Genomic DNA, 23,880 nt, shown 5'->3' with positions numbered 1-23,880 from the left:
ATTAAAATGAACGTGGTCGGCGGCATCCAAATTAAGACAGTCACTCATTTCGGGAACGCGGGAAGGCCGGAGGAAAGACACGTAGATCCGTGTCCTGTCCCCCGGCCCCCAATGGGCTTATTGGCAACCTCGAAGCAATTCGAGATTACTTCAGCTCAACCGTGGCCCCAACAGCTTCGAGCTTCTTCTTCATTTCTTCGGCCTCGTCCTTGGACGCGCCTTCCTTAACGGGCTTGGGAGCGCCTTCGACCAGATCCTTGGCTTCCTTCAGACCCAGGCCGGTGATGGCGCGGACTTCCTTAATGACGTTGATCTTCTTGTCGCCGGCAGAGGCGAGGATGACGTCAAATTCGGTCTTCTCTTCAGCGGCGGGCGCGGCTTCGCCAGGAGCGGCGGCGACGGCAGCAACCGGAGCGGCAGCGGAAACGCCCCACTTCTCTTCCAGCATCTTGGACAGTTCAGCTGCCTCAAGGACGGTCAGGGCGGACAGCTCGTCGACGAGCTTTTCCAGATCAGCCATTTACTCTACTCCGTAAGTTTGGTTTCGGACTTCCGAATGGGTTTCTACACAATGACGAACCGCGATCAGGCGGCCTCGCCCTTCGTGGCATACGCGTTGAGGACCCGAGCCAGCTGACCGGCGGGCGCCTGAGTGACGCCTGCGATGCGAGTGGCCGGGGTGTTGATCATGCCAACCAGCTTGGCGCGCAGCTCGTCCAGGGACGGCAGCTTGGCCAAGGCTTCGACGCCTTCGACACCCAGGACAACGCCCTGCATGCCGCCGCCGAGAATCACGAGCTTCTCGTTCTTCTTGGCGAAATTGGCGCAGACCTTAGCCGCCGCCACGGGATCGCTGGACACAGCGATGGCCGTGGGGCCGGTGAACAGATCGGCAATTCCTTCAAACGGCGTATCCGCGAGGGCAAGACGCGTGATCCGGTTCTTGGTGACTCGGAACGAGGCGCCCGCCTCCCGCATCCCAGCTCGAAGAGACTCCATTTCGGCGACGGTCATGCCCTTGTAGTGGGTCACGACAACAGCCTGGGCCTCCCCGAACAGGGAATTGAGCTCGGATACCAGCTCCTGTTTTTCTTCCCGGTTCACGGTGTTCTCCGCTTCCTGATCCCTTGGAACACAAGGTTCCGCGAGGATCGGTTGCCCTCAATATCCCGAACGGTGGCCAAGGTTTCCGAAACCATCGTTTGCGGAAACCCAAGCCCGGATTGGGACAACTGCCCCTCCCCAGTTCGGGGGTGGACCTGCCCCGGAAGTCGAACCAAACCCCGAACCGGCGAACCGGCGCGGGACCCTAATTCTACCTCCCGTCTGCGTTGGCGGTGTTTCCTTTAAGCTCGTTGCCTCATGGCGCGGAGCACCCACGGTCTCGGACAGGTTTGGACGATTTTCCTGGCTCCAAGGAGCCAGTGTAACCGTCCGAACCCCGCAGACCGCTTCCGGTCTGCGGGAAAACTTTAGATCTTCAACCCTTAGGCCGAGGCCGACAGGCTGCTCAAGTTCACACGAACGCCCGGCCCCATGGTCGAAGACAACGCCACCTTCTTCAGATAGGCTCCCTTTGCCCCGGTGGGCTTCGCCTTGTTGATGGCGTCGACGAACGCGTGGACATTCTCAACCAACTGTCCGGCTTCGAAGGACGCGCGACCAATGCCAGCATGGATGATACCGGACTTCTCCACCCGGAACTCCACCTGACCCGCCTTTGCCGCAGCTACGGCACCGGCCACATCCATCGTAACAGTGCCCAGCTTCGGGTTCGGCATCAGGCCGCGGGGACCCAGAACCTTACCCAGCCGACCAACCACACCCATCATGTCGGGGGTGGCAATGCAGCGGTCAAAATTCATCGTTCCGCCCTGGATCTCGGCAGCGAGGTCGTCAGCACCGACGATATCGGCGCCAGCGGCCTTGGCTTCCTCGGCCTTGTCACCTTTGGCGAACACGGCGACCCGCAGGGTCTTGCCGGTGCCGTGGGGTAAGGAGACGACACCACGGACCATCTGGTCAGCGTGACGCGGATCAACACCCAGGTTCATGGCAATTTCAATGGTCTCGTCGAACTTGGCGGTGGCACGCACCTTCACCATATCAACGGCTTTGACCAAATCCACCAAAGTCTCGGGGTTCACCCCTTCCCTGGCGGCCTTCAAACGCTTTCCGATCTTCGCCATGGTCTTACTCCTCCACCGAGAGACCCATGGACCGTGCGGATCCCCGCACCATTTCCATGGCGGATTCAATGGTCGGCGAGTTCAGGTCCGGCATCTTCTGCTGGGCGATGTCGCGGATCTGGTCCATGGTCACCTTGCCGACGGTGTTCCGACCCGGAGTCTGGGACCCCTTCGACAGGCTGGCGGCCTTCTTCAGGAAGTAGGAGACCGGCGGCGTCTTGGTCACGAAGGAGAACGTGCGGTCACCATAGGCGGTGATCACGACGGGAATCGGCATGCCCGGTTCCATGTTCTGCGTCGCTGCGTTGAAAGCCTTGCAGAATTCCATGATGTTCAAACCGCGCTGACCCAGCGCAGGGCCGATGGGAGGCGAAGGATTGGCCTTCCCCGCCGGTACCTGCAGCTTAATATAGCCGGTAATTTTCTTTGCCATCTTATCCTCGGTCCTAGGAACTCTCTTTTAGAAGAGTCCTGTTATGTACAGGGTGCCCGAAGGCCGTGGTCCGATCTTCCCTGGCCTTTAGGAAGAGATCTCCCACGTTGCACCATCCAGAGTGCCCCACCTGACACTTGGTCGGATGGGGCACTGGAACGGAATATCAAAACGAAAGCTTAAACTTTCTCCACCTGGGTATATTCCAATTCTACCGGCGTCGACCGCCCGAAGATGGAAACGGAGACCTTGAGGCGCGCCTTTTCCTCGTCAACCTCTTCAACCATTCCATTGAAGCTGGCGAAAGGACCATCGCTCACACGGACCTGCTCACCCACATCGAAGGTAATGGAGGGCTTGGGCCGCTCAATCCCTTCCTGGACCTGATGCAGGATGTGTTGCGCTTCCTTCTCCGTGATCGGAGACGGACGCCCCTTACTCCCCAGAAAACCGGTCACTTTGGCCGTATTAGTGATCAGGTGCCACGTCTCATCGATCAGTTCCATCTTGACCAGGACGTAACCTGGGAAGAACTTGCGATCAGCACTGACTTTGGCACCTCGACGAACCTCGACCACCTCTTCGGTCGGGACCAGGACTTCCTCAATCAGATGATCCAGGCCCTTTTGAACGGCCTGCTCTCGAACGGATTGGGCGACCTTATTCTCAAAACCGGAATAGACATGGATGACATACCAGCGGGCGGCCACGTGATTAACCTCCCAAACCAAAAATGAGTTTGACGCCCTCGCCCATCAGAAAATCCACAAGCAGAAAAAACATGGACGCAAGAAAGACCATGATGAAGACCATCACGGTTGAGATCCCGGTTTCCTTGCGAGAGGGCCAACTGACCTTCCCAATTTCCTGTCGGACCTGGCGGACGAATTGACCTGGGTTGGTCCTGGGCATCCTAGAAACTTCCAAAATCGGCGGATCCGGAGATTTCTCCCGATCCTGGATTGGGACACCACGGAGTCCGGCAATTCCGAACCCACCTCGATCCACTCGAAGCACAACGACACGGCATTCTTTCGGCCTTGGCAGGGGCGATAGGACTCGAACCTACAACCCCCGGTTTTGGAGACCGGTGCTCTACCAGTTGAGCTACACCCCTCCAGGGCCGGATTGGCCCACCGTATTTACGGCGGACTCACCGCATCGAGAAATCTGGGCATCCTCGACAAAAAACCCCCGCCAGCGACCTGTCGGGAGAGCGGGGCGGTATAGCCGTCCCACGCATATGAATCAAGTCTTTTTTATAATGCCGGGAACCCGGCGGTACAAATACCGGGTTCCCGACATCGAATTTACTCGATGACGGTGGCGACGACGCCCGCGCCAACGGTCCGGCCCCCCTCGCGGATAGCGAAACGCAGACCTTCATCCATGGCAATCGGAGCAATCAGGTTCACCGTCATGGCGATGTTATCGCCCGGCATCACCATTTCCGTGCCCTCAGGCAGTTCGATCGTCCCGGTCACATCCGTGGTCCGGAAGTAGAACTGAGGACGGTAGTTCGAGAAGAACGGCGTGTGACGGCCACCCTCTTCCTTGGTCAGAATGTAGCACTCGCACTTGAACTTGGTGTGCGGCGTGATCGAGCCGGGCTTGGCCAGAACCTGACCGCGCTCCACGTCGTCCCGCTTCGTACCACGCAGCAGCGCACCGATGTTGTCGCCCGCCTCGCCCTGATCCAGCAACTTGCGGAACATCTCGACGCCCGTGCAGGTCGTCTTCACGGTGTCCTTCAGACCGACAATCTCGATTTCCTCGCCAACCTTGACGATTCCGCGCTCCACGCGACCGGTCACCACGGTGCCACGGCCAGAAATCGAGAACACATCTTCGATCGGCATCAGGAACGGAAGGTCTTTCGGACGCTCGGGCTGCGGAATGTAAGCGTCCACCGCCTTCATCAGCTCCAGGATCGCGTCATGGCCCAGGGCCTGATCGCTGTCTTCCAGGGCCGCCAGGGCAGAGCCCTTGATGATGGGAATATCGTCGCCCGGGAAATCATAGGAGGACAGAAGCTCGCGAACTTCCAGCTCAACCAACTCCAGCAGTTCTTCGTCGTCGACCTGATCGCATTTGTTCAGGAACACCACCAGGGCCGGCACACCAACCTGACGGGCGAGCAGGATGTGCTCACGGGTCTGGGGCATCGGGCCGTCGGCGGCAGACACCACCAGGATGGCACCATCCATCTGCGCCGCGCCGGTGATCATGTTCTTCACATAGTCGGCGTGACCCGGGCAATCCACGTGGGCGTAGTGGCGGTTCTCGGTCTCATACTCAACGTGAGCCGTCGAGATGGTGATACCGCGCGCCCGCTCCTCGGGAGCCTTGTCAATCTGGTCGTAAGCAGAGAAGGTGGCGCCACCGGTTTCGGCCAGGACCTTGGTGATCGCCGCAGTCAGCGAGGTCTTGCCATGGTCAACGTGACCAATGGTGCCAACGTTGCAGTGCGGCTTGTTACGAGCAAACTTTTCCTTAGACATCTTCGATCCCGTACCTTCTATGGTTGCGGATGCCCGACCGAGCCGATGGGGCGATGACGAAACAGGTGGTGCCTGGAACGGAATGGAGCGGGTGAGGGGAATCGAACCCCCGTATTCAGCTTGGAAGGCTGCTGCTCTACCATTGAGCTACACCCGCGGACGCGCCACTGGAGGTCGAGGTTTTTGGTGGAGGGGGCTGGATTCGAACCAGCGTAGGGTTACCCCGCCGGATTTACAGTCCGGTGCCTTTAACCACTCGACCACCCCTCCAAAAGACCGTTCGGCCTCCAGCGGCGGGAGCAAGGAAATATTGAAAAACACCCCCATGTGTCAATGAGAAAAAGCATATCGTGACAGCATTCTTCAAAAAGGGCAGATTGCGGCTTCGCAATGCAGCCCCTTTTCCGTGAATCAAGAGGCCCCCATGTCACGCCCCCCCAGCCGCCAAAACCGTGGCCTCCAGAAGGAGCCCCCCCGCTCAGCCGGGGTCGCTGCTGCCTCAGGCAGGGGAGATCAGCCGAACCACAATCGGGATCGGGGGAAAAAAGGGAACCGCAAGGACGGCTCGACGATTCGGGGCGGAGGGGGAGGGGGCCTGTGGTTCCATGGACGTCATCCGGTTGAAGCCGCACTTGCCAATCCGGATCGAGAGGTGCTGCGCCTTCTGGCCCTTCCCGGCGCGGCGGACGAGCTGGAGCAGAGCCGCCTACAAGTGGAGATCGTCGATCGCAAGACCCTTGAGGACCTCCTCCCTCCCGATGCCGTGCACCAGGGTCTTGCCCTGAAGACGCGCCCACTGTTTCAGCCGGATTTGGACGAAGTGGCCCGGCCGCCCGGCCCTGGTGTGATTGCTCTGCTCGACCAGGTATCCGATCCCCACAACGTGGGGGCCATCCTGAGGTCAGCGACGGCTTTTGGTCTCCGTGCGGTGATTGTCCAGGATCGCCATTCCCCGGAGGAAACGGGGACCCTTGCAAAATCGGCGAGCGGCGCCTTGGAGCGCATCCCCCTGGTCCGGGTCGCGAATCTGTCCCAGGCGCTCGACAGCCTCAAGGAACACGGGTTTTGGAGCGCGGGGCTCGATGCCCGTGCAGACCTGTGCCTGAAGGACAGCGGCCTGCCGGACCGCCGTGTGGTGGTGCTGGGCAGCGAGGGAGCAGGGCTGCGGCGGCTCGTGCGGGACCATTGCGACATGCTGGTCAAACTCCCCATGAGCGGTGCGATTGAAAGCCTGAATGTGTCTAATGCGGCCGCAGTGGCGTTTTACGAGCTTGCCGGACGAAACATTGCCGGATCCTAATCGGGGGCTTGCAGTGCGGCACGGAAGGCATTATGCACTAGCAACAGCTTGGTGAGCAGGCCGGATTAGCTCAGTTGGTAGAGCACCTGATTTGTAATCAGGGGGTCGCGGGTTCGAACCCTGCATCCGGCACCACTTTCCCGACCCAGCAGGACCTTGGCCCCTCCCGACTCCCTCACCAGGGCATAGGAAAGGCCGGTGCATAGGCAAGACCGGTGCAAACCCAAGACCGGTGCAAACCCAAGGCAGGCGGCTACCCATCCTCCCGATTGGTGGTTCCGTATTGCCAGAGATCCATGGATCTGCAGCCCTCCCCCTTGGAACATCAGCCCTCGGCCCTTATCTTCGCCCTGTCGTGGCAACCCCCTTCTGGTTGTCCAAACGCGACTCCAATGATCTGGCCCCATTCCGCATAGGGGGCCCCCATTCGCCAAAGGGCCCGCACACGCCATAGGGAAGGTATGCCACCCATGATGTTCGACAGCACCCTCATCGATCGGCTCACGCCCTATGCGACGGCAGACGGAGCGAATGACATTGCCGCTGCGCTGGAGCGAATCGCCGTGGTCGAGGGGGCTCAATGGCGTCCCGCATGGGTGGATTTGGTCTTTCCAGGCCTTCCCAGCGCCCTGCGCGAGGATTTGCTGTCGGCCCTGTCCCAACACCCCCGACCCATGGTCCCCTACGATTCGAAACGACTGACCGCCCTGCGGGCAGGATTCGATGCATTGGAGATAGACGCCCTTCTCGTTCCCCAGGCCAACGAATACCGCACCCAGGATCTACCGGAATACGCCAAACGGTTGGAATGGATCACCGGTTTCACAGGCTCAGCCGGAACGGCCGTGATCGGGCGCGATGCCGCGTGGCTCTTCGTCGACGGTCGCTATGTCCTTCAGGCGGCCCAGGAACTCGATCCCGCGCATTTCGAGTCCCGCCATTTCCAGCGCCCCCCCATGTGGGAATTCCTCGGCCAGACCCTGCCCCAAGGGACACGGATCGGCTTTCACACGAGACTCTACAGTTCTCAGGACGCCTTCTCCATGGAGAAGGCCCTGGCCGGCACGACCCTGACCTTGGTCCCGCTGGACAGCAATCCCATCGACCGAATTTGGACCGACCGCCCACCGAAACCCTTTGCCGCCGTCGTGCCCCATCCCGTCGAGCGCACGGGCCAATCCAGCGAGGCCAAACGGACCGCCATCGCCGCCGAATTAACCAGGTTGGGCGCCAATCGCCTGGTTCTGTCACAGCTTGAATCCATTGCCTGGGTCTTCAACATCCGGGGTGGCGATACCGCGTTCACACCGGTTGTCGAATCCCACGCGATCATCCACGACGACGGACATGCCGATCTGTTCATCGAACAGGGCAAACTGACACCAGAAACGATCCGTCACCTCGGGAATAGGACCTCCCTCCATGACATGGAGGCTTTCGACGGAATACTCGGCGAGATTGGCAATGGTGGAGCGACCGTAGCCCTCGATTTGGCCCGAACCCCAAAATGGATCGAAACTCGCCTTCTCTCCACCGGTGCGAGGGTCATGCAGCAGGAGGATCCGACGGAAGTGGCCCGCCTCACCAAGACCACCGAGGAACTGGTGGGGTTCCGGGACGCCATGACCCGGGATGGAGTCGCCATGGTCCGGTTCATGCGCTGGTTCGACGAATACCCCCAGGACCAGCCCCTGACGGAAATGATGATCGCCGAGAAGGTGACGGCGTTCCGGGCCGAGGATCCAACCTTTCGCGGCCCCAGCTTCCCCCCCATTGTGGGATCGGCTGCAAACGGCGCAGTCATCCACTATCATCCGACACCGGAAACGAATCGGGTCATCGAGCCCGGCGATATCATCGTTCTGGACAGTGGTGGGCAATACCTCTCCGGGACCACTGATATCACCAGAACGTTCTGCAGGGGCATCCCCGGAGACTTCGAACGCTCCGTCATCACGGGCGTTTTATCCTGTCATGCGACACTGGCCTCCACCCGATTTCCGCAAGGGACATCAGGGACCCAGTTGGACGGCATTGCCCGGGCCAACCTCTGGGCCATGGGCATCGACTATGACCACGGCACCGGCCACGGCATCGGCAGCTTTCTGTCCGTGCACGAAGGGGCCATTCGCATCTCCAGGGAGGGCCGGAAGGCCTTGCTGGTGGGCAATGTGCTTTCGAACGAACCCGGTGCCTATCTGGCAAACCAATTTGGGTGCCGCCACGAAAATGCGGTCGTGGTGCGGGAAGCAGAGGGTGGCCTGACCGGAGAAACCTTCCTGGAGTTCGAAACGATCACAGCGGCCCCCTTCCCCCGGTCCCTCATTGCCGCAGAGGCGCTCGGGCCGAAACAAAGGGCTTGGCTGGACAGCTATCACGCCTTTGTCCTCGCCCTGCTCTCCCCCCATCTGGAGGGGGCAGACCTGGACTGGCTGAAAAAGGCTTGTGAACCTCTGTGAGCTAACAGTACAGGATAGTGTTTCATTTTTTTGGGCGATTGCCCAAACCCATTTGGGGGCAAATGCCCCCAAACCCCCATTTCTCTTTTAAGAGTAAGAGCCCAGGGTCTGGAGCCTTTCGGCCCCCCGCCTGTCGTTTACCATGCTTCGCGGCCCAACTTGGCCGCGAAGGCACTCTAAAGACGACAGCGCCCCAAGGTGCTCACACCTTTTCGGTTTTCAGGGACTTCACCGAAGAGGCCTCGACCTGACCTGGGGCTTGACCGCTTCCCACATCGACGGGGAAGGACACCGACCCCCGGACATTACGGAAATTCGCTTGGAACTCGGTCACCAGACCCTGGAAGTCTGGGCTCGCCATTGTATTGGCGATCAACTTGGCCAGCTCCACCAGATAAGCCCGCTGGTCAGCCGCCGACCTGGGACCCACGTTCGGGGGGACATTCGCCCGGAACAAGGGATGGGCCATCGCCTGTTCCCAGGCCAAAGTCAACAGATCCAAGCCAATGACATGGGTGACCCCACAGGCCAAATGCATGCATTGATCCGACGTCGACAGGGCCTCGTGGTACTGACCACGGGGAAGATAGAGATAGTCTCCCGGCTTCATGGTCAGCTCCATCAGGGGCTTTCCCTTCAGCCGATCCCGCTCCTGCCTTGAGCCCTTGAAATTCGGATGATTGATCGGGTTGTCGGACCGAAAGTCGTAGACAATCCAATCCTTCTCCCCTGCGCAATGGATGGCATGCACGTCGTGGGTATCGTCATGGGGGGCGAAGGCCTGCACACCCTTGCGGGAGTAATACAGGTTGATCTGAGCCCGACCAAAGAGCTGGCTTTCCAAGGCATTCGACAGGGCACGCAGCCCGGGGGTAAGGGTGTCGACGCGGTTCAGCGCCATCGAGCATCCATCTTCCAGCAAAGCTTTCACCGTGGAGGGGTGGGGCGTCAACGAGGGATGATTGCGGCGATCCTTGTCTTGGGTGCAATAAGCCTCGTTGGGCAGGGGATCCTTATCGCGGATAATCCGCATGTTCTCGCTCGACCAAATGCCAGACATGTTCACCAGATCACCCAGGTTCGACCAGGACATGACCGCCTCGAACTTGGCCGGGTCGCCGGGAATATGACAGGGCTTCTTACCGAAATATTCGCCGAAGAATTCCTTGGGATCCATGGGGGCGATGATATCGGCGAATGAGAGAGAAAGGGACATGGGAACGGTATCCTCCGAATCAAATCGGCCCGCCCAGTCCTGCCAGATCGGGACGGTGCCACGTCCCCCCACGGACGGGGGGGGCTAGTTCACCCCGGTCTAGCACGACTGGGCGGGTCATGCCATGCTTGCCCCCATGCCCCATCCCATCACCTTCAAGTCCTTTCGGAGGATCGCCCGCGCCGGTACCAGCTTACCAGAAATGGCCTTGGCCTTGGCTGTTCTTGGTCTGTTGGGGGGGGCGGGCTTGGCTGCGGCCACGGGCCTGCGTGCCGCCAACGCCCACCGAGCCACCATTCTTGCCTTTGACCGAGTGGAAGCGGCCCTGACCCGGGCGACCTTGACCGACGGCGCCCTCCCCTGCCCCGACTCCCGCGACGCCCCGGACGGTCGAGCCGACCGGGACTGGTGCGATCGGGTGGGTCTCCTCCCTTGGCGCAACCTTGGCTTAGCCAAAGCAGATGGACTCGATGGGTGGGACAACCGTCTCTCCTACGCGATTTCCCCTTCGGTCGCCTCCTTGGACATGGGCGGAACCGCCTATGTCCCCGGATACGCCCCCATGGATTGCGCCCCAGCGGCCGAGGCCCTGACCCGGGTCGTTGGCAACCTCCCCATCATTCCAGGGGAAGAGCGTTCAACCGGCCTTCCTTCTGCGGGTGCGGCCTTTGCCCTGATCAGCCATGGCCCCAATGGCAAGGGCGCTATCCGATCCAATGGCCACCCCAGCCCCAAAGGAGTCGAAAACGCCACCCGGGCAGAACGGGAAACGCTGGCCGGGCGGGGGCTTGAGCGGCGCATCTGGACCCGGCCCGCCCCCGGAGACCTGTCCCCCGAAGACGGAACGGCCCGAGATGACCTGACGCGGTGGCGCACCCCCCGCTTTCTTCTGCTGGCTGCAGGATGTCGATTGAATGGACCGGGAGGGTAATCCCCTACAAGACCGCTCTGTGAAGGCCCACATACCAGGAAGGGGGGGGTACCGAGCGACAGACCCCTTGCCACCCACAACACGGGCCCCAAGACCGCCGATCGGGAGAAGCCGTTATGGAAATGGAAGATGTCCCTTCGCCCTCACCCACTTCGTCCCCCACTTCGTCACCGGCAGAGCCCAGCCGCCCCCCGCCTCGCTTTCAAGTCAATCGGATCGTCATGGCCGATGTCTTCGGCTGGCTGGCGGCCGGATGGGCGGACTACCGCCATGGGGGCATCGCCAGTCTATCCTACGGCTTGATTTTCGTGGTTTCGGGTTACGTCCTGACCATCGGCTTGGTCCAAATGGACATGGCCTACTTGATTTCGCCCATGATCGGGGGCTTTTTACTGGTGGGTCCCATTTTGGGGATTGGCCTGTGCGACATCAGCCGCGACCTGGAGCGGGGGAAGCCCCCCTCTCTGTCCTCGGCCTTGGTGGCCTTCCGCCACAACGGATTTCACATCCTGACGGCCGGGCTTGTCCTGATGATCTTCATGATGATCTGGGTTCGCATCGCCGTACTGATCTTCGCCATCACCTTCCCCTACACCAGCATATCATGGCACAACATGGTCACCCATGCCCTGACCACCCTCGACGGCGCCATGTTCCTGGCCCTGGGCTCCGCCGTGGGCGCCGGATTCGCCGTTCTGGCCTTTGTTTTCGGGGTGGTCTCCCTTCCACTGATGCTGGACAGGAAGGAGGATATTTTCACCGCCGCTTCGGTATCCTTGCGGGCTGTCAGCCTGAACCGGAAGCCCCTGATAGGCTGGGCGGCACTGATTGTCCTGTTCATTGGAAGTGGACTCGCCACGGTCTATCTGGGCCTTCTCGTGACCATGCCACTCATCGGCCATGCCACTTGGCACGCCTACCGATCGATGGTTACGCCACTGGAACCGGAGGCGACCCTCGACTTAGAGTGCCTTCGAGACCCTGACCCGGACTTGGACAAAGCCGAGCCAGGAACCGACTGATCGCCTATTCAACCCGGGCCAGAAAGCCAGTCAGGATCGAAAGGAAGGCCTCAGGCTTTTCCGCATGGACCAAATGCCCCGCATCCTTGATGGTGACCAGCCGCGCCCGGGGGAACAAGGCTTCAATCGCGGGCCGATAGTCATCACGCACATAGTTGGACCGATCGCCGCGCATGAACAGGCTGGCCCCGGGAAAAGCCGAGACATCCAACGCCGGAAACCCGACGAGATCGCCCATGGCGGCATCCAGGGCAGAAAGATTGACCCGCCAGCGATATCCGCCAGTCCCATCATCGACCAGGTTTTGCAGCAGGAACTGGCGGGTGCCCCAATCGGGGACGGCCTGCACCAAATGGGCCTCCGCATCGGACCGTCTGGACAGGCCATCGAGGGGAACCGCCATCATCGCCTCAACATAGCGGTCGCGGCGATGACCGTAGGAAACGGGCGCGATATCGGCCACCACGAGCGGGCCAATCCGATCCGGATGCAGCAGAGCCAAAGACATGGCCACCTTGCCGCCCATACTATGGCCAACCAGGATTGGTCGATCCAGGCCATGCTCGTCCATATACGCCAGGACGTCGGCAGCCATGGTGGGATAATCCATCCTGGCCGACCAGGGAGAGTCTCCGTGGTTGCGGAGGTCCAAGGCGTGGACATCAAGCCCTTCGCCAAGGCGCTTGGCGATCCCCGCCCAATTGCGGGCAGACCCGAACAGGCCATGCAGAACCACCATGGGGCGCCCTTCGCCAGTCCGGCGCGCGGCCAGAGGCAGGGGGCCCCCTTCGCTGGAGCTCACAACGCGCCCTATTTCTTCACTTGACCAGCGAAGCACCCATCCCGGGCACAGACCTTCAACAGGTTCTGCTTGTTGATCCACAGGGCCGTGACAGAGGACAACTGGCGGTCGGTCATAGGCAGGACCCGGGCGGCACGATCCGCCTTGTTCCAGATCCAGGCGTTGCAGACACCCCGCACATTGATGGGCTCGCAGGCATCCCGCCCAGCCAGTTCCAAATCGGGCCCCCCCTTGGTGCCCGGACAGACCACCAGGGCAATGGCACCATAGACTCCCACCGTATTGCAGGTATCCGCCAAAGCCACAGAGGGGGCCAACAAGAAAGCGACGACGGCCAAAACCTTACGAATCATTAAACACCTCGGATTATCGCTCCAATACCCCACCTACAGCCAAAGAACCACACTTCGGAGAACTCGGCAACCCCTAGCTGGACAGGAAAACCGCAAAGCCCCTCACATCCAGCCCCCAACTCCCGACCGGTCGCCAGCGAATCGTTCCTAGAGTGATTTTAGAGTGCTTTCGCGGCCAAGCCGGGCCGAAAGGCCCCAGACCCCGGATCCAAAAAAACTGTCGTGGACCCTGGCCAAGAAGGGACCCATCCATGGCCTCAAGAGCACTCGAACATAAACATGGGATTTTGGCAGACCAAGGGCCCACGCCTGCACAAAGCCGGTCCCATGAAAAAGCCGCCCCTCCAGAGAGACGGGCGGCTTTCATCATTTATCCGGTCCGATTGATGCCAACCGGACCGAACTCTTCATCGTCCAATCTCAACCCTACTGGGCCACGACAGCCAGAACCGAACGGTTCTGCTGGTTCTTCACACCCGGCCCCGTGGAGACCGGCAGGTCCCGGTTGCCCATGGCCGTTTCGGAAATCATATCGGCCGGAACACCGGCCTCAACCAAAGCGGCTCGAACGGCATTCACACGGCGGGAGGACAGAGCCTGGTTGTAACCAGCATTGCCAACGGTATCGGCCCAACCGGTCAGGGTCACGGCGCGCTTGTCACTGGCAATCTTGGCGATCTCGGCCACGACACCGGTGCCTTCGGCGTTCAAAGTGTCGCCGTTGAAGTCAAACAGAATCGTGAATTCCATGGGCTGGCAGTAGGTCTTCAACTTGGCCAGAGACTCCTGCAGAGTCGTCCGGCACATGCCGATGGCATTCTCGTCCCACCCTTCGTCCAGCTCCTCGACCAGGCAATCGAATGCCAACTGAGCCTGAGCGGAGGTCGCCGGATCCTTCTCGCGAGTCCCGCAATAGTAGAAGGTCTCCATCAGGTCTTCACGAACTTCGTAAAGATCCTTGTAGGTCGTGCCATCCACGCGCTCAACGGCATAATTGACCAGTTCCAGGTCCCAACGATCAGGCAGCTCGGGGTGCACGACGGCACCGGAAGCCGCGAGCTCGCCCTTGCGGGCCCAGCGCTGGGAATCACGCCAGTCGCGGCGTGCCTGTTCAGCCTCGGACATCTCCTGATAGCCATCGGCCAGCATGGCGGTGAATTCGGTACCGGTGCGATCAGCGGCCTCCAACGCTTCCAGGGGCTTGGGATCGCCCCAATCGAAGGCGCTCATGTTGTGTGTCATCGGACCGTAAATATCGCAAGCGCCGAGCAGCAGACCACCGGCAACAAGCGTAAGAACTTTCCTGTACATTCAGATAACTCCCCCAGAATTAAACGGTTTTCAACGAAAGCGCGCCGAACCGGCGCAGACAAGACGACACCCCCGGCCAACGGCCGTGAGCTTAGGAAGATGGACTCGGATCCGGACCGCGAGCTTACCCTCTTGGTATCCGCACCCCTTGACCACGCGAGAAAAACGACAGCCGATCATCAAAAATTCCCATTGGGTATCCCTCCGGACTATCCAATGGTTCTTACGCTGACCCGGATCAGGCCCAGCCGCCTTCACAAAACTCAGCTTGACCTGTTTGTTTCCCTCACTTCATCAGAATACCGATTTCCATCAAAATCACCAGACGGTTTTTTCCCGAAACGATTCTCTAAGCATTGATTTTTCGCGCTTTTTGAACAGTTCCGGAAAATTCGATCAGAGTCTGTGGCAAAACCGCAACCATTGCTGTGATGAAAATCACAATGTGGCAAATCCCCTCAGACGGGAGCTTCCGGCGGGGCTTCCGGCAAGGGATATGCCGGAAGCCCCCAAACTTTCACTTCAGTCGCCCCTGACCTTTTATTTACATGCAGACCATTTGAGATGCAACTTATATCCTTATTGCTACCATCTTTTCCCTATATTCCATCCTCCTTCTGTCCCCCCTCCTTCCCTTCACTCAAGGGACGGGGGGCGCCCTGGCCGTCCAAGGCGACAAAGGTGAACAAGCCTTCGGTCACTTTAATCAAGGTTCCGTCGTCCCATCGGCGAACCCAGGCTTGGACATCGATCAAAACACTGGTCCGACCGGTTTTGCGCACGTCCGTGAAACAACTGACTTCGTCGCCCACCCGCACGGGCTTAAGAAAAGTGAAGCCATTGACAGCCACGGTCGCAACCCGTCCCCGCGCGACCTTCCGGGCATGGGTTCCCCCGGCCAAGTCCATCTGAGCCATCAACCAGCCTCCGAAAATGTCCCCTGCGGGATTTGTGTCCGCAGGCATGGCGATGGCGCGGGTGGACAGAATCCCTCCGGGCTCTTCCTTCGGCTTCATTTCTGTGGTGATCGGCGTCGCCCCTGAAGGTATCGTGGTGCTCATTCATAGTCCTTTTCTGTCGCAAACGTGACGAAGCCCTTCATATATGGGGCGATCGGTTGGGCTGGTACCCGCAGATGGGCTTGCCGTTAGCCGGGTGCTGTTCCTATAGTGGCGCCATGTCAGATCTCTTCGAAGATGGGGCCGCGCGCCCCGCGTCCACCTATACCGCCCAGGATATCGAGGTGCTGGAGGGCCTGGAGCCCGTCCGCAGGCGCCCCGGCATGTATATTGGCGGCACCGATGACCGTGCTCTCCACCATTTGGTGGCGGAGGTGCTGGACAATGCCATGGACGAGGCCGTTGCCGGTCACGCCCAGGTCATCGACCTGATCCTCACCGCCGATGGGTCGGTGACCGTGCGGGATAACGGGCGCGGAATCCCCGTCGACCCCCACCCCCGTTTCCCCGACAAGAGTGCGCTGGAGGTCATCCTGACCACCCTCCATTCCGGCGGAAAGTTTGGCGGCGATGCCTATAAGGTATCCGGCGGCCTACACGGTGTCGGCATCTCCGTGGTCAATGCCCTGTCCGATTCGCTGACCGTGGAAGTGGCCCGCGACAAGGTGCTCTGGTCCCAATCCTTCTCCCGGGGCATGCCCCTTGGCCCCCTGGAAAAGGTCGGTGCCGCGCCGAACCGCCGCGGCACGACGGTAACCTTCCATCCCGACGAGCAGATTTTCGGCGCGAAGGCCCGATTCCGCCCCTCGACACTCCACCGCATGACACGGTCAAAGGCCTACCTGTTCCGGGGTGTGCGCATCCGCTGGACCTGCGCCGAGGAGCTATTGCGGGAGGGCGACCCCACCCCCTCGGAGGAAGTCTTCCACTTCCCCAACGGATTGGAGGACTTCCTGTCCGCCGCGGTGGAGGGGCAGACCCTGGTCACCGGACGGGTTTTCGCCGGACGCCGGGATCTGGCCGACGATATGGGTTCTGTCGAATGGGCGCTATGCTGGCCGGAGGAGGAGGACGGTTTCTTCAGCTCCTACGTCAACACCGTTCCCACGCCGGAGGGGGGCACCCACGAGGCGGGGCTGCGCAACGCCTTAACCCGGGGGCTGAAGGCCTATGGGGAGATGGTGGGCAACCGCAAGGCCGCCAACCTGACGGCGGAGGATCTGTTCGGCTTTTCGGCTGTCATGCTCTCCCTGTTCATCCGGGACCCTCAGTTCCAGGGCCAAACCAAGGAAAAGCTGGCCAGCGCCGGGGCGACCAAGCTGGTCGAGCAGGCCATGCGCGACCCCTTTGACCACTGGCTGTCCGAATCGCCCGACGCCTCCAATCAGTTGCTCGCCCATGCCATTGACCGGGCAGAGGATCGGGCGCGACGCAAGCAGGCCAAGGAAACCAATCGAAAATCCGCCACCAAAAAACTGCGTCTTCCGGGCAAGCTGGCCGACTGCAGCAAATCGACTCAGGTGGGGACAGAGATTTTTCTGGTAGAGGGCGACTCCGCCGGAGGATCCGCCAAACAGGCCCGGGACCGGGCGACCCAGGCGGTCCTCCCCCTGCGCGGCAAGATCCTGAACGTGGCCAGTGCGTCCTTGGACAAGATGAAGGGCAACCAGGAACTCTCCGACTTGGTGGAGGCCCTTGGTTGTGGCACCCGGTCGTCCTTTGACCTGGAGCGTCTGCGCTACGAGCGGGTGATCATCATGACAGACGCCGACGTGGACGGCGCCCATATTGCCAGCCTTCTGATGACCTTCTTCTTCCGCGAGATGCCGGAAATGGTGGCCAAGGGACACCTGTACCTCGCCATGCCGCCTCTCTATCGCCTGACCCAGGGGGGCACCTCCATCTACGCCCGGGACGACGCCCACAAGGACGCTCTGATGAAGACCGCCTTCAAGTCCAAGGGCAAGATCGAGATCAGCCGGTTCAAGGGTTTGGGAGAGATGCCTCCCATCCAATTGCGGGAAACGACCATGGCCCATGCCACCCGCCAATTGCTGCGCGTGACCATCCCCCCAGGCAAGACCGAGGAGGACAAGGAAGACAGCCGATTGGCGATCAAGCTGGTCGATGACCTGATGGGCCGGAAGCCGGAAAAGCGCTTTCAGTTCATCCAGGAAAACGCCCGCTTCGCGGAAAACCTCGACATCTGACGGCAGGGTCCCCATGCGGGACCCATTTTTTTGGGGAATAGAAGTCAGGAGCCTCGATGAGCGCCCGAGCGATCCAAACCGTCCTGGCCATTCATGCACCCCCTGCCACGGTTTGGGCCATCCTGACCGATTTCCCCGCCATGGGCACCTGGAACCCTTTCATTCCCGCCCTGTCCGGGATAGCCGAAAAGGGCGCCCGCCTGACCGTGACCGTCAAACCACCAGGACATGCTCCCATGACCTTTCGCCCGACCGTTCTGATCGCCGAGCCCGGGACGGAATTGCGCTGGCGCGGCCAGGTGCTCCTTCCCGGCCTGTTCGACGGCGAGCACTATTTCAAACTCACCTCCGAGGTGGACGGCACCACCTTCCTCACCCATGGCGAAGTTTTCTCGGGTTTGCTCAGCCGGTGGATCTTCACACCGGCCCTCCGGGACGCCACCCTAAAGGGCTTCGAGGCCATGAACCGCGCCCTTAAGGCTCGGGCCGAAGCCGCTTCCCGAGAAACAAGCTGAGCGGATCCGGGGCATAATCGCCAAAGGGAGGGCGATCCCCATAACCTTGGCCGCGATAGAGGGCGATCGCCTCCGGCTGGAAGATTCCCGTTTCCAAATTGAGGGCCCCCAGGCCAAGGGCGCGCGCCCGGTCTTCCAGACAGTCGAGGAGTCTGCGGCCCAAGCCCAATCCCCGCGCTTCCGGAGCCACCCACATGCGCTTGACCTCGCCATACCCGCTCCGGGCCACCAGGGCGCCCATGCCCCGGGCCACCCCATTGACCCGGGCAACCACCACGGTTACCTCTGGTCCCCTCAGGCTTTCCACGTCCAAAAGATGATTGCTCTCCGCTGGATAGAGGGCGCTGTGGTAGGCATCGCTGGCCTCGAGAAAGGCAATCAGATCCGGTTGTGCGGGATCCTCGGTGGCACAGGTGATGGGATCATTGACCAAGGTCAAACCCTCTCCCCTTAAATCAGGTCGAAGGTTCGGCCGACGCGCCGCTTGGGCACGGCTTCGGGCGGAAATGCCGCTTCGCCGCAACCTGGGACTCGCAAGGCCATCCAGGCCGCCTCCCCCAACGCACGCTTGGCTTCGTCGGGGGTCGCTGCGGCGCTGCCCTGGGCGCGGGCCTTCAGGTAGGACTCCGTCGGCCCAAGGATAATGGCCCGGGCCAGATCCCAGGCCAGGGGCCGTATCGCCCCCTGGGCCGTCAGGTCCCGCAGGATCCGTTCCTGGCTCAAGCGGGCTTCCGTCATCACATCGATCATCTCTGACCGCTTGGCCGCCTGGGAAGCCAGCCCTTCGCCCTGCATCAGGAAGCGGTGCATGGCATCGTTGTCCACGGCCCAATCGATGGTCCTCTCCACCATGGCACGGATCTTCGCCTCAGCCCCGCTCTCGGCCCCAACCTCCGCCGGAACCGTCCGCACCGCCTCGGCCCAGGAGGCCAACCCCTGGGCGCAAAGGGCCAGGGCGATGTCCTCCTTCCCTCCGAAGAAATGGTAAATGCTGCCGGTCGTCGCGCCCGACGTGGCGCGAATTTCAGCGATGCTGGTCCCCGCAATCCCCTTGTCTAGAAAGCAGGCCAGGGCCGCCTCCAGGATTCGGGCGCGGGTTTGTCCTCTACTCATGATAAAGCGATCCAATGACAACGGCTGGGGGAGGGCGTATCGTATCGGAATAAAGCAAACAACTAGACCATTCGTCCAGATATTTTGTCTTCCCCACCCCCTCAACCGGACCTATCCGCCGATGGCGTCCCGTTTGGTGATCCCGACACCGCTGTCGGCCAAAACCCCTAAACCATCCAATGCCTGAAACATAAGCCCCAGGTATCGCGCGACCTCAGGCGAGGTCTGCTGCAGCTTATACTCGCTGCAGTACCGCTCCAGGGATTCAGCGGTTTGCTTCATAAGCCCCACATGTTCTGGAAAGTTTCCTGGAATATTTTGATACAGACCGTGAACCGTCCGCAAATTATTCAGCATCATTTTCAGCACGGCTTTAAGGAAGGGGTCAGCGCCAACCAGCTTGGCACGCATCTGATCTGCCGGTATCCGCAAGAGGACAGCCCCTTCCTCAACCACAGCAGAGGCCATGCGACGGCCTCCGTCAATGACAGCCATTTCACCGAACAGACATCCCGGTGTCAGGGTTCCCAGATGAGTTTCCTGGCCTGCCTCGTTCCGCCTGTAAACCCCCACGAGACCCGTTTCGATAATATAAGCGGCATCCCCCTCCTCACCCTGTCGAAAAACGGTCTTCCCCCTGGCGTAAACGCGACGCTCCAGGGGCTTATCCTTTGAAAGCGTCATGCCTTCGGCTCCTTGCCTCATCCTTTTTCGGGGTATTCAACTTGTACTTTTTTTGAATATTTATCTCCAGATCAAACTGTCCATCCTAAATCAAGGCCGATTTAAGATGGACAGTTTGATCTGGATTCAACAAGTGAAGCATCGAGTGAACCGGAAAACCGTCACCTCCTTTTCCGCCCGATACTCTAGGTGCCTTCGAGGCCAAGTTGGGCCGAGACATGGCCCAACTTGATCTCGAAGCACCCTAGCGGATCAGTCCCATGATATCCTTGAATACGGGGCTTTGCTTCCCCCCCAGCCATTCGAACAGAACCATTTCCGTGGTTACGGGCTGAACGCCCACCCCAGTCATTCGCACCAAAGCCGCGCTTTCGCTGGTGGGAAGGCGCGAAGAACAGGCATCGCTCACCACGAAGACATCCCAGCCCCGCCCCCTCAATCCCAGGGCCGTCTGCAAGACACAGACATGCATTTCGATCCCGCAGATCACCGCTTGTCTCCGATCGAGACCATCCAAATGCCGCATCACCACTGGATCAGCGGCACTGGAAAACGTCAATTTTTCCAGATAGGCACAATGGTCGGCATCCCGGGGAACCTCGGCCCGGATGTCATGCATGGTGGGACCCAAGCCTTTGGGGTACTGCTCTGTCACCACCACGGGGAGCCCCAGAATCCTTGCCCCCCGGGCCAGCCGGGCGCCGTTCATCAGGACTTTCCGGGGATCATCCATGACCGGACAAAGGCTTTCCTGGACATCGATGACGATTAAAACGGACCGATCCCGTTCCATGAGGAAACCGTTGGCCATGGACGAACCGTCAGACTGGGACATTGAAACCTCCTCACCATAAACTGCCATACTTTGAATAAGGGGCTTTCCCCCCTGATTTATGGGCATCCGATGGAAATAACATCAGATTCTTACCCCGCTGCCCCCTGGGATTGACAAGGCAACATTGACAGGACCGACACGAAATATATAGTGCGACCGCATCCAGTGGACGCCGCGTTTATTTTGGATGTCGTCAGACGGCCCGTTCTCGCCCTGTTTTTGTGACCCGTTCGCGGAGTCCAGAGCGCCGGACCAGCCCGGAAGACGCTGATGGGGCGCCACGCTACTGATCCAGCAATTCCGCGTGTCGGCCCCCAAATGGCCGCCGCCGCGCCGTTACAACGCGAGCAGCCAAACAGCATGACATTCGCCGATCTCGGCCTTAGCCCGGAAACCCTCAAGGCCATCGAAGAAGTGGGATACGATACGCCCACTCCGATTCAGGCCCAGGCCATACCCCCCGTTTTAATGGGGCGCGATGTCCTCGGCATCGCTCAGACCGGTACGGGCAAGACTGCGGGTTTCACCCTGCCCATGATCGACATTCTGGCGAGCGGTCGCCCCAAGGCGCGTATGCCCCGTTCGCTGATCCTGGCCCCCACCCGGGAGCTCGCCACCCAAGTGGCCGCGAACTTTACCCTTTACGGCAAGTATCACAAGCTGACCATGGCCCTGCTGATTGGTGGGGAATCCATGAATGAACAGCAGAAGATCCTGGACCGGGGCGTGGATGTGCTGATCGCTACCCCGGGCCGGTTGATCGACCTGTTCGAACGGGGCTCCATCCTGTTGCGTGACGTCAAGATCCTGGTGATCGACGAAGCGGATCGGATGCTGGATATGGGCTTCATCCCGGACGTGGAGCGCATCGTCGGACTGCTGCCGCCCCTGCGCCAAACCCTGTTCTTCTCGGCCACCATGGGACCAGAGATCAAGCGTCTGGCCGATGCCTTCCTGATGAATCCCAAGGAAATCCGCGTCGAACCCACCCGCAAGGCCGCCGATACGGTCGAACAGGGTTTGGTCACCGTCAAAGCCTTCGACAAGCGGGAGGCCCTGCGCCACCTGTTGCGGCGGGAAGAGGTGACCACCGCGTTCATTTTCTGTAACCGCAAGCGCGATGTGGACGTCCTTGAGCGGTCGCTCAAAAAGCACGGCTTCGACGCCGTTGCCCTCCATGGGGACATGGCCCAATACGTCCGAACCGAACGCTTGGAAAAATTCAAGCGGGGTGAGATCAATCTCCTCGTCTGTTCCGACGTGGCCGCCCGGGGCATCGATGTCACGGAAATCTCCCACGTCTTCAACTTCGATGTTCCCAGCCATGCGGAGGACTACATCCACCGCATTGGCCGCACGGGCAGGGCTGGCAAGTCAGGACGGGCCTTCACCATCGCCACGCCCGAGGATGTCAAATACCTGCGCAGCATTGAAAACCTGCTCGGCAAGCCAATCCCGCCGACTCACCTGGAAGAACTCGTGGAAACAAGCCTGGACTCGGAAAATACTGGGGACTCTCAGACTGAGGGCCAAGGGGAAAGCCGGTCCGACCGAGGCGGCCGCAACAGCAACCGCCGCAACAGGGGCCGTAACCGCGATCGCGCCGCCGACTCCCCGGTCGCCGCCACAGAGGACGTCGTCCAGGTGTCCCCCCAAGAAGGCACCGCTCAGGATTCCTCCAAAGAGAACAAGGACCGGGATGCCCGCTCTGACGGTCAGAACCGAAGCAATGGCAATCGAAATGGTGGCAGCAACGGGGACGGCGGCCGTAAGGACCGCAAGGACTCCCGTCCTGCAAGCCGGGGACGCCGCCGGGGTCGCTGGGAAGACGATCCGCAAAACGATGTCATGGAAATGGATATCCGTGATGACGTCATTGGCTTCGGCGGCTTCACACCCGCCTTCCTGCTAGAGGCCCCCACCTTCTCGGATCTCTCCGACGACGACGAAGATGAGGGCAGCGAGGTCGAGCTCGTGGCCAAAGCGGAGGCCATAACAGAGACGCCTGTCGCGCCTGACGAGGAGCAGAAGCCCAAACGCAAACGCACCCCCCGTCGCCGTAAGCCCGCAGAAACCAAGGCAGAAGAGGCGTCCCTGGAAGACGACATCTCCGCACCGGTGAGTGACCAGATCCAAAGCGATGAGATCCAGAGCAACGAGGCCCAGAGCGATGAGGCCCAGAGCAACGAGACCCAAAGCGATGAGGCCCAGAGCGATGAACCCCAAAGCGAAGAGGTCCAGAGCGATGAGGCCCAGAGCGATGAGGTCCAGAGCGATGAGGTCCAGAGCGAAGTCGACGCCTCTGTGAAAGAAGCCCTTCCTCTGCCTGCCGAGACCGAGACTCCGGTGGAGACAGCCGTCGAAAGGCCAGAGGAGCCTCAGACTTCGGCTCCTTCCGAGACGACTCCAGAGGCAAGCAACGGCACCACTGATGAGACTTCCAGTCCGACAGAGGAAGAGAGCCAAGCCGTAAACGTCGAACCGTCCTCGGAAGCTGTCACCGAGGAGGCCGTCGTCGAGGAAAAGCCCAAGCGTAAGCGCGCGCCCCGCAAACGGGCCACCAAAGCCGAGACCGAAGCCGCCAAGGCCGCCGCTGCGGAGACGGAAGCCTCGAGCGGTGACACGGTTGAGGCAGACCCCGCCGCTGCCGAAGAAAAACCCAAGCGCAAGCGCGCACCACGCAAAAAGAAAGTGGAAGCCGAAGAGGCCAATACTGAGGCCTCAACCGAGGCCCCCGTCGAAGAGAAGCCCAAGCGCAAGCGGGCCCCCCGCAAACGGGCCACCGCAAAAACGGAAGAAGCCCTTTCGGTCACGGCCAGCGAAGCCAGCGAAGCTCCCGAGTCGGCTCCGGAAGCGGACCCCTCCTAAAGGGAAACGGGATCAGCTTGAGTCAAGCTGATCCCGTTTCCCTCTAAGCGGTGCGGGTTGAACCCAACACTGCTTTTCTTGCGTTCACATGCCACGCAGGCTTTTCCGCTCCATAGGGCGCGGGGCCCCCTTGGCCGCTTCCAAGGGGGCCGCTCCACAGTGCGATGAGGCAAACCCAC

Annotated in this window: 23 protein-coding genes and 4 tRNA genes; 8 read left to right on the top strand and 19 right to left on the bottom strand. The window is 60.6% G+C overall.

Annotation, left to right across the window (positions count from 1 at the left end; genetic code table 11):
• Nucleotides 1-145: 145 nt before the first annotated feature.
• The 10 genes from rplL to ACLIRY_RS09535 form a co-directional block, all read right to left on the bottom strand.
• Nucleotides 146-520: a 50S ribosomal protein L7/L12 gene (gene rplL, locus ACLIRY_RS09580; RefSeq protein ID WP_413205145.1), complete on the bottom strand. Its 375-nt coding sequence runs from the start codon at nt 518-520 to the stop codon at nt 146-148.
• 65 nt (nt 521-585) lie between these two features.
• Nucleotides 586-1,104 carry a 50S ribosomal protein L10 gene (gene rplJ / locus ACLIRY_RS09575; protein ID WP_413205144.1) on the bottom strand — a complete coding sequence of 173 codons (519 nt, stop codon included), beginning with the start codon at nt 1,102-1,104 and terminating at the stop codon, nt 586-588.
• A gap of 383 nt (nt 1,105-1,487) precedes the next feature.
• Nucleotides 1,488-2,189: a 50S ribosomal protein L1 gene (gene rplA, locus ACLIRY_RS09570; protein ID WP_413205143.1), complete on the bottom strand. Its 702-nt coding sequence runs from the start codon at nt 2,187-2,189 to the stop codon at nt 1,488-1,490.
• Nucleotides 2,190-2,193: 4 nt separating this feature from the next.
• Nucleotides 2,194-2,622 carry a 50S ribosomal protein L11 gene (gene rplK, locus ACLIRY_RS09565; RefSeq protein WP_413205142.1) on the bottom strand — a complete coding sequence of 143 codons (429 nt, stop codon included), beginning with the start codon at nt 2,620-2,622 and terminating at the stop codon, nt 2,194-2,196.
• A 179-nt stretch (nt 2,623-2,801) separates the two neighbouring features.
• Nucleotides 2,802-3,332 (bottom strand): transcription termination/antitermination protein NusG, encoded by a 531-nt coding sequence (gene nusG, locus ACLIRY_RS09560; RefSeq protein ID WP_413205141.1) that lies wholly within the window; start codon nt 3,330-3,332, stop codon nt 2,802-2,804.
• A 4-nt stretch (nt 3,333-3,336) separates the two neighbouring features.
• Entirely contained in the window at nt 3,337-3,534 is a 198-nt protein-coding gene (secE, locus tag ACLIRY_RS09555) for a preprotein translocase subunit SecE (RefSeq protein ID WP_413205140.1), read from the bottom strand.
• A gap of 129 nt (nt 3,535-3,663) precedes the next feature.
• Nucleotides 3,664-3,739 (bottom strand) — tRNA-Trp (locus ACLIRY_RS09550).
• A 193-nt stretch (nt 3,740-3,932) separates the two neighbouring features.
• Nucleotides 3,933-5,123 carry an elongation factor Tu gene (gene tuf / locus ACLIRY_RS09545; protein ID WP_413205139.1) on the bottom strand — a complete coding sequence of 397 codons (1,191 nt, stop codon included), beginning with the start codon at nt 5,121-5,123 and terminating at the stop codon, nt 3,933-3,935.
• A gap of 83 nt (nt 5,124-5,206) precedes the next feature.
• Nucleotides 5,207-5,280: transfer RNA gene (locus tag ACLIRY_RS09540), tRNA-Gly, on the bottom strand.
• Between the two features lie 27 nt (nt 5,281-5,307).
• A tRNA-Tyr gene (locus ACLIRY_RS09535) sits at nt 5,308-5,393 on the bottom strand.
• 154 nt (nt 5,394-5,547) lie between these two features.
• Between ACLIRY_RS09535 and rlmB the strand changes: the two genes are divergently transcribed.
• The 3 genes from rlmB to ACLIRY_RS09520 all read left to right on the top strand — a co-directional run bounded on the left by rlmB (nt 5,548) and on the right by ACLIRY_RS09520 (nt 8,882).
• The gene (gene rlmB, locus ACLIRY_RS09530) at nt 5,548-6,423 is read left to right on the top strand and encodes a 23S rRNA (guanosine(2251)-2'-O)-methyltransferase RlmB (protein WP_413205138.1); all 876 of its coding nucleotides are present in this window, start codon (nt 5,548-5,550) and stop codon (nt 6,421-6,423) included.
• Nucleotides 6,424-6,482: 59 nt separating this feature from the next.
• Nucleotides 6,483-6,558, top strand: a tRNA-Thr gene (locus ACLIRY_RS09525).
• Nucleotides 6,559-6,893: 335 nt separating this feature from the next.
• A complete protein-coding gene (locus ACLIRY_RS09520; protein ID WP_413205137.1) occupies nt 6,894-8,882 on the top strand; it encodes an aminopeptidase P family protein in 1,989 nt (662 codons plus the stop codon).
• Nucleotides 8,883-9,084: 202 nt separating this feature from the next.
• On the opposite strand, the gene ACLIRY_RS09515 is transcribed toward ACLIRY_RS09520, so the two are convergent.
• Nucleotides 9,085-10,098: a JmjC domain-containing protein gene (locus tag ACLIRY_RS09515; RefSeq protein ID WP_413205136.1), complete on the bottom strand. Its 1,014-nt coding sequence runs from the start codon at nt 10,096-10,098 to the stop codon at nt 9,085-9,087.
• Nucleotides 10,099-10,222: 124 nt separating this feature from the next.
• Here ACLIRY_RS09515 and ACLIRY_RS09510 point away from each other — a divergent pair, with 124 nt between their 5' ends.
• Entirely contained in the window at nt 10,223-11,029 is an 807-nt protein-coding gene (locus ACLIRY_RS09510) for a prepilin-type cleavage/methylation domain-containing protein (RefSeq protein ID WP_413205135.1), read from the top strand.
• Nucleotides 11,030-11,145: 116 nt separating this feature from the next.
• Entirely contained in the window at nt 11,146-12,051 is a 906-nt protein-coding gene (locus ACLIRY_RS09505; RefSeq protein ID WP_413205134.1) for a DUF2189 domain-containing protein, read from the top strand.
• 4 nt (nt 12,052-12,055) lie between these two features.
• Here ACLIRY_RS09505 and ACLIRY_RS09500 read toward each other — a convergent pair whose 3' ends face one another.
• The 4 genes from ACLIRY_RS09500 to ACLIRY_RS09485 all read right to left on the bottom strand — a co-directional run bounded on the left by ACLIRY_RS09500 (nt 12,056) and on the right by ACLIRY_RS09485 (nt 15,578).
• Entirely contained in the window at nt 12,056-12,853 is a 798-nt protein-coding gene (locus ACLIRY_RS09500; protein WP_413205133.1) for an alpha/beta fold hydrolase, read from the bottom strand.
• An 8-nt stretch (nt 12,854-12,861) separates the two neighbouring features.
• Nucleotides 12,862-13,206, bottom strand: a complete 345-nt coding sequence (locus ACLIRY_RS09495; RefSeq protein ID WP_413205132.1) for a hypothetical protein — start codon at nt 13,204-13,206, stop codon at nt 12,862-12,864.
• Between the two features lie 426 nt (nt 13,207-13,632).
• Nucleotides 13,633-14,517, bottom strand: a complete 885-nt coding sequence (locus ACLIRY_RS09490; RefSeq protein ID WP_413205131.1) for an OmpA family protein — start codon at nt 14,515-14,517, stop codon at nt 13,633-13,635.
• Nucleotides 14,518-15,116: 599 nt separating this feature from the next.
• Nucleotides 15,117-15,578, bottom strand: a complete 462-nt coding sequence (locus tag ACLIRY_RS09485; protein WP_413205130.1) for an acyl-CoA thioesterase — start codon at nt 15,576-15,578, stop codon at nt 15,117-15,119.
• A 116-nt stretch (nt 15,579-15,694) separates the two neighbouring features.
• On the opposite strand from ACLIRY_RS09485, the gene parE reads away from it, so the two are divergent.
• Both parE and ACLIRY_RS09475 read left to right on the top strand, forming a co-directional pair.
• Nucleotides 15,695-17,686, top strand: coding sequence for a DNA topoisomerase IV subunit B (parE, locus tag ACLIRY_RS09480; RefSeq protein WP_413205129.1), 1,992 nt, complete (start codon nt 15,695-15,697; stop codon nt 17,684-17,686).
• A gap of 56 nt (nt 17,687-17,742) precedes the next feature.
• The gene (locus ACLIRY_RS09475) at nt 17,743-18,201 is read left to right on the top strand and encodes an SRPBCC family protein (RefSeq protein ID WP_413205128.1); all 459 of its coding nucleotides are present in this window, start codon (nt 17,743-17,745) and stop codon (nt 18,199-18,201) included.
• Here ACLIRY_RS09475 and ACLIRY_RS09470 read toward each other — a convergent pair.
• The 4 genes from ACLIRY_RS09470 to ACLIRY_RS09455 all read right to left on the bottom strand — a co-directional run bounded on the left by ACLIRY_RS09470 (nt 18,161) and on the right by ACLIRY_RS09455 (nt 20,833).
• On the bottom strand, nt 18,161-18,640 hold the full coding sequence (locus tag ACLIRY_RS09470) for a GNAT family N-acetyltransferase (protein WP_413205127.1): 480 nt from the start codon (nt 18,638-18,640) through the stop codon (nt 18,161-18,163). The two genes, ACLIRY_RS09475 and ACLIRY_RS09470, sit on opposite strands and share 41 nt — an antisense overlap.
• 11 nt (nt 18,641-18,651) lie before the next feature.
• Nucleotides 18,652-19,314, bottom strand: coding sequence for a TetR/AcrR family transcriptional regulator (locus ACLIRY_RS09465; RefSeq protein WP_413205126.1), 663 nt, complete (start codon nt 19,312-19,314; stop codon nt 18,652-18,654).
• Between the two features lie 111 nt (nt 19,315-19,425).
• Entirely contained in the window at nt 19,426-19,998 is a 573-nt protein-coding gene (locus ACLIRY_RS09460) for a cyclic nucleotide-binding domain-containing protein (protein ID WP_413205125.1), read from the bottom strand.
• A gap of 244 nt (nt 19,999-20,242) precedes the next feature.
• Nucleotides 20,243-20,833 carry a hydrolase gene (locus tag ACLIRY_RS09455; RefSeq protein WP_413205124.1) on the bottom strand — a complete coding sequence of 197 codons (591 nt, stop codon included), beginning with the start codon at nt 20,831-20,833 and terminating at the stop codon, nt 20,243-20,245.
• A gap of 360 nt (nt 20,834-21,193) precedes the next feature.
• On the opposite strand from ACLIRY_RS09455, the gene ACLIRY_RS09450 reads away from it, so the two are divergent.
• Nucleotides 21,194-23,701, top strand: coding sequence for a DEAD/DEAH box helicase (locus tag ACLIRY_RS09450; RefSeq protein ID WP_413205123.1), 2,508 nt, complete (start codon nt 21,194-21,196; stop codon nt 23,699-23,701).
• Nucleotides 23,702-23,880: the final 179 nt, after the last annotated feature.

Origin of the sequence: Rhodospirillum sp. A1_3_36 (genome assembly GCF_047263945.1) — a bacterium.
Taxonomy (GTDB): Bacteria; Pseudomonadota; Alphaproteobacteria; order Rhodospirillales; family Rhodospirillaceae; genus Rhodospirillum.
This window is presented reverse-complemented; position numbering and strand designations above follow the sequence as displayed.